1 protein-coding gene and 1 pseudogene are annotated in these 5381 nt (G+C 71.2%); both read right to left on the bottom strand.

Annotation, left to right across the window (positions count from 1 at the left end; genetic code table 11):
• On the bottom strand, positions 1-5111 hold a 5111-nt coding region (locus ACZ7KF_RS41405), incomplete at its 3' end, for an SDR family NAD(P)-dependent oxidoreductase (RefSeq protein WP_471087847.1).
• Positions 5112-5165: 54 nt separating this feature from the next.
• A pseudogene (locus tag ACZ7KF_RS41400) lies at positions 5166-5306 on the bottom strand (hypothetical protein); the annotation flags it as partial.
• Positions 5307-5381: the final 75 nt, after the last annotated feature.

Here is a 5381-nt window from a genome sequence, read left to right as displayed (position 1 = left end):
CCGGCGGCCGCCTGGTCCGCGTAGAAGCCGGTCAGGTCGACAGGCTGCGCACCCTCCGGCGGCCAGACCCCGAAGGCGACGGCCGGAGCCGGCGCGTCCTCAGCCAGCTGGCCTGTGGCGTGACGCACCCACGGCACATCGATCTCGGCGTCGTCCGGCCGCGAGTACACCGCCACCGACCGCGCACCGCCCGTGTCCTCACCCACAGACACCTGGATACGCACCGAGCCGTGATCGGGGATCACCACAGGCGCCTCGGTGATCAATTCACGCAGAGAACGCGCACCGACCTCGTCCCCCGCGCGAATCGCCAACTCCACCAGAGCGGCACTCGGCAGCGTCACCACACCCGACACGGTGTGATCCGCCAGCCACGGCTGCGCGGCAAGCGACAACCGACCCGTGGCGACCACGCCGCCCGTGTCCGGCACACCCACGACGATGTCGAGCAGCGGATGCCCGGCGGCCAACGCCGGGTCCCCGCCGGACGACGTCGGAGTCAGCCAGTAGCGCTGGTGCTGGAAGGCGTACGTGGGCAGGGCCACGCGGTGTGCGCCGGTACCGGCAAACACCTTCTCCCAGTCGACATCGACACCCCGCGCGTGGAGCCGGCCCAGGGTGGTCATCAGCGCCCGGTCCTCGGGCACATCCCGCCGCAGCGACGGCACACAGTCCTGCTCGACCATCCCCGACAACACACCATCCGGGCCCAGCTCCACGAAGGTGGAGACCTTCTCCGCGCGCATGGCGCGGACGCCGTCGTGGAAGCGGACCGTGCCCCGCACATGCTCCACCCAGTACTCCGGCGAGCACAGCCGCTCCGGATCCGCCAGCTGTCCGGTCAGGTTCGACACCACCGCCATGGACGGCTCGCGATACGTCAGTCCGGCCGCGACCTGGCGGAACTCCTCCAGCATCGGATCCATCAACGACGAGTGGAACGCGTGCGACACCCGCAGCCGCTTCACCCGACGCCCCTCCAAACGCGCCACCACCGCCTCGACCTCGTCCCGCACACCCGACAACACCAACGAGGCCACACCGTTCACGGCGGCGACGCTCACCCCCGCGGTCAGCAACGACGTGACCTCGTCCTCCGCCGCCTCCACCGCGACCATCACCCCACCCGACGGCAACGCCTGCATCAACCGACCACGCGCCACCACCAACGCCGCCGCATCCTCCAGCGACCACACACCCGCCAAAAACGCCGCCGCCACCTCACCGACCGAATGACCACCCACAACATCAGGCACCACACCCCACGACTCAACGAGCCGGAAGAGCGCCACCTCCACAGCGAACAGCGCCGGCTGCGCATACCTCGTCTCATCCAGCAGGTCCCCACCCTCGAAGACCACATCCCTCAGCGAGCGGTCCAGACTCTTGTCGACGGCCGCACACACCTCGTCGAAAGCATCCGCGAACACCGGGAACACCGCGTGCAGTTCACGCCCCATACCCACCCGCTGGGAACCCTGGCCCGTGAACAGCACACCCAGACGCCCCGCGACCACACCCTGCGCACGCACCGACGCCAGACCCTCCCGGGCCTCCTGCACCGAACCCGCCACCACCACCGCACGGTGATCGAAACGCGCACGCGTCGTCGCCAGCGAGTACGCCACATCGGCCAGATGCACCCCAGGGCCCTCGCCCAGGAAACCTGCCAGCCGCGCCGCCTGCGCACGCACCCCTTCCGGTGACTTGCCCGACAGCACCAGCGGCACCACACCGTCCGGCACCACCGCACGCTCCACCGGAGCCGCGGGCTCAACCCCTTCCAGAATCACGTGCGCATTCGTGCCGCTGATACCGAACGCCGACACACCCGCACGCCGAGGACGATCCACCGCAGGCCAGGCCCGCGACTCCGTCAGCAACTCCACCGCACCCGCCGACCAGTCCACCTTCGACGACGGGGCGTCCACGTGCAGCGTCTTCGGCAGCACACCGTGCCGCATCGCCTGCACCATCTTGATCACACCCGCCACACCCGCGGTGGCGCCGGTGTGACCGAGGTTCGACTTCAGGGCCCCGATCATCAGCGGGCGGTCATCACCCGGCCGCTCCTGGCCGTACGTCGCGATCAGGGCCTGCGCCTCGATCGGATCACCCAGCGACGTCCCCGTACCGTGCGCCTCCACCGCGTCGACATCAGCCGCCGACAAACCAGCACTCGCCAGCGCCTGCCGGATCACACGCTGCTGCGAAGGACCATTCGGAGCGGTCAGACCGTTCGACGCACCGTCCTGGTTCACCGCACTGCCCCGGACGACCGCCAGCACCTCGTGACCGTTGCGCCGCGCGTCCGACAGGCGCTCCAGCAGGAGGACTGCGACGCCCTCGGCCCATCCCGTGCCGTCCGCGCCGTCGGCGAACGCCTTGCAGCGTCCGTCCGGTGCGAGGCCCCGCTGCCGCGAGAACTCGACGAAGACGCCGGGGCTGGACATCACGGCGACGCCGCCGGCCAGGGCGAGCGAGCACTCGCCGTTGCGCAGGGCATGCATCGCGGAGTGCATCGCCACCAGCGACGACGAACACGCCGTGTCGATGGTGAGCGCGGGTCCCTCCAGGCCCAGGGCGTAGGACACGCGGCCGGAGGCGACGCTGCCCGCGCTGCCGGTCAGGGCGTAGCCCTCGGTGCCCTCGGCGCCGCCTCCGAGGCGGGGTGTGTAGTCCTGGGCTCCCATGCCGGTGAAGACACCGACGTCCTTGCCCCGCAGTGAGGTCGGGTCGATGCCCGCACGTTCGAAGACCTCCCAGGAGGTCTCCAGCAGCAGCCGCTGCTGCGGGTCCATCGCCAGCGCCTCGCGGGGGTTGATGCCGAAGAAGCCGGCGTCGAAGTCGGCGACTGCGCGCAGGAAGCCGCCCTTGCGGACGTAGGTCGTACCGGGGGTGTCCGGGTCGTCGGAGAGGAGGTCGTCCAGGTTCCAGCCGCGGTCGGCCGGGAAGTCGACGAGCGCGTCGCGGCCCTCGACGAGCAGGGTCCACAGGTCCTCGGGCGAGGTCACCCCGCCGGGAAGGCGGCAGCTCATGGAGACGATCGCGATCGGGTCGTCGGTCACGGGGGGCGGTGCGGTGACGGGCAGGGTCGCGGCGGCACGGTCGCCGACGAGTTCCGCGCGCAGGTGGTCGGCCAGGGCCCTGGGGCTCGGGTGGTCGAAGACGAGGGTGGCGGGCAGCCGCAGTCGTGTGGCGGCGTTGAGACGGTTGCGTAGTTCCACCGCGGTGACCGAGTCGAACCCGATCTCCTTGAACGCCCTGTCCTCCTCGACGCCTTCGGTGTCCGTGTGGCCGAGGACGGCTCCGGCCTCGGCTCGTACCAGGCGGACCAGCAGGCGTTCCTGTTCGGCCGGTGAGAGCTCCAGCAGTTCGGCGCGGAGGGCGGACACATCGGTGTCGGGGCGGTTCTCGGTGCCGGTGGCGAGGAGTTCGGCGACCTCGGGCAGGCCGCGCAGCAGCGGGCGGGGACGGGAGAGGGTGAAGGCCGGGGCGAAGCGGGTCCAGTCGATGCCGGCGACGACCACGTGGGTCTCGTCGTGTTCGACGGCTTGCACCAGTGCGGTGACGGCGAGGTGGGGCTCCATCAGGGTGACGCCGAGCTTGGCGAACTCGCTCGCCATGGACGCGTCGACCATGCCGCCGCCGTCCCAGGCGCCCCAGGCGATGGAGGTGGCGGTCAGCCCGCGGGCGCGACGGTGGTGTGCCAGCGCGTCGAGGTGGGCGTTGGCCCCGGCGTACGAGGTGAGGCCGTTGCTGCCCCAGGCCGTGGCGCCGGAGGAGAAGAGGACGAAGGCGTCGAGATCGCGGTCGCCGAGCAGGTCGTCCAGGTGACGGGCACCTGCGATCTTGGCCCGTCCCATCTCGGCGAACTGCTCGACCGTGAGCCTGGACAGGGGTGATTCGGTCTGGGGCGAGCCCGCGAGGTGCAGGACCGCGGTCAGCGGCAGTTCGGCGGGAACGGCGTCGAGGAGGGCGGCGACCGCGTCGCGCTCTGCGATGTCGCAGGCGGTGATGGTGACCTGGGCGCCGAGGGCCTCCAGTTCGGCTCGGAGTTCACCCGCGCCGGGGGCGTCGGGGCCGCGGCGGCTGGTCAGCACCAGGTGTTCGGCGCCGTGCTCGGCCAGCCGGCGGGCGACGTGCGCTCCCGTGCCGCCTGTGCCACCGGTGATCAGTACGGTGCCGCGCGGGGTCCAGGGCTTGGGGGCCGGGACGCCGTCCAGCGGGGCGCGGCGCATGCGGCGGGCGTACAGGCCGTCCGGCCGTACGGCGAGTTGGTCCTCGTCGTCGGCTCCGGAGAGGGCGGTGCACAGCAGGTCGAGGGTGTGCGGGTCGGGTTCGTCGGTGCCGGAGGGCAGGTCGACGAGGCCGCCCCAGGTCCGGGGGTTGTCCAGTGCCAGGACGGTGCCGATGCCCCACATGACGTGCTGGGAGACGTCGGTCAGTTCGGCGGGGTCGGCGATGGCGACGCCGCCGGCCGTGACCGCCCACAGGGGGGCCTCGATTCCCGCGTCGCCGAGGGCGTGGACGAGGGTGACGGTGCCGATCGTGCCGCGCGACCAGGTGGTGTGTGTGGGGTGCGGTCGCCCGTCGAGTGCGAGGAGCGACACGATTCCGGTGAGGGGCTGGTCGGGCAGGGCGGCGGCCAGCGCCTCCCGGTCGGTGTGCTCGGTGTCGACCTCGACGCGTACGGTCTGCGCGCCGCGCTCGGTGAGACCGGTCGCGATGGCCTCGGCGAGTGGTCCGCCGTCGGTGCCGAGGGCTATGAGCCAGGTGCCGTCAAGGGTGCGGGTGGTGTCGATCCGGTCCCAGCCGAGGTGGTAGCGCCATCCGTCGACGACGGACCGTTCCTGCCTGCGGCGGCGCCAGGAGGAGAGTGCGGGCAGGACTTCGTCGAGTACGGAGGCCCGAATCTGGAAGTCGTCGGCGAGGGCGTCGGTGTCACCGGCCTCGATCGCGGCCCAGAAGGCGGCGTCGACGGGATCGGCCTCGACGGCGGGGGTGTCGTTCGCATCGAGCCAGTAGTGCTGGTGTTGGAAGGGATACGTCGGCAGTTCCACCCGCCGCGCGGACCCGGCATCGAACGCCGCCTCCCAGTCGACATCCACACCCCCCGCATACACCTCACCCACCGACCGCAAGAACCGCTCCAGACCCCCCTCACCACGCCGTAACGACCCCACCACCAGGCCGTCGTCCACACCCACCGCACCCATCGTCTCCGCAAGCACAAAACCCAGCACCGGATGCGGACTCATCTCCACGAACACCCGACGCCCCTGCCCCAGCAACGCACGCGTCACCTCCTCCAAACGCACCCGCTCCCGCAAATTCCGATACCAATACCCCCCGTCCAACAACGCCGTATCCACCACCCC

It is taken from the genome of Streptomyces sp. NPDC038200 (assembly GCF_055600785.1).
Note: the sequence above shows the minus strand (reverse complement) of the source record. Positions and strands in the feature narration are given on the sequence as shown.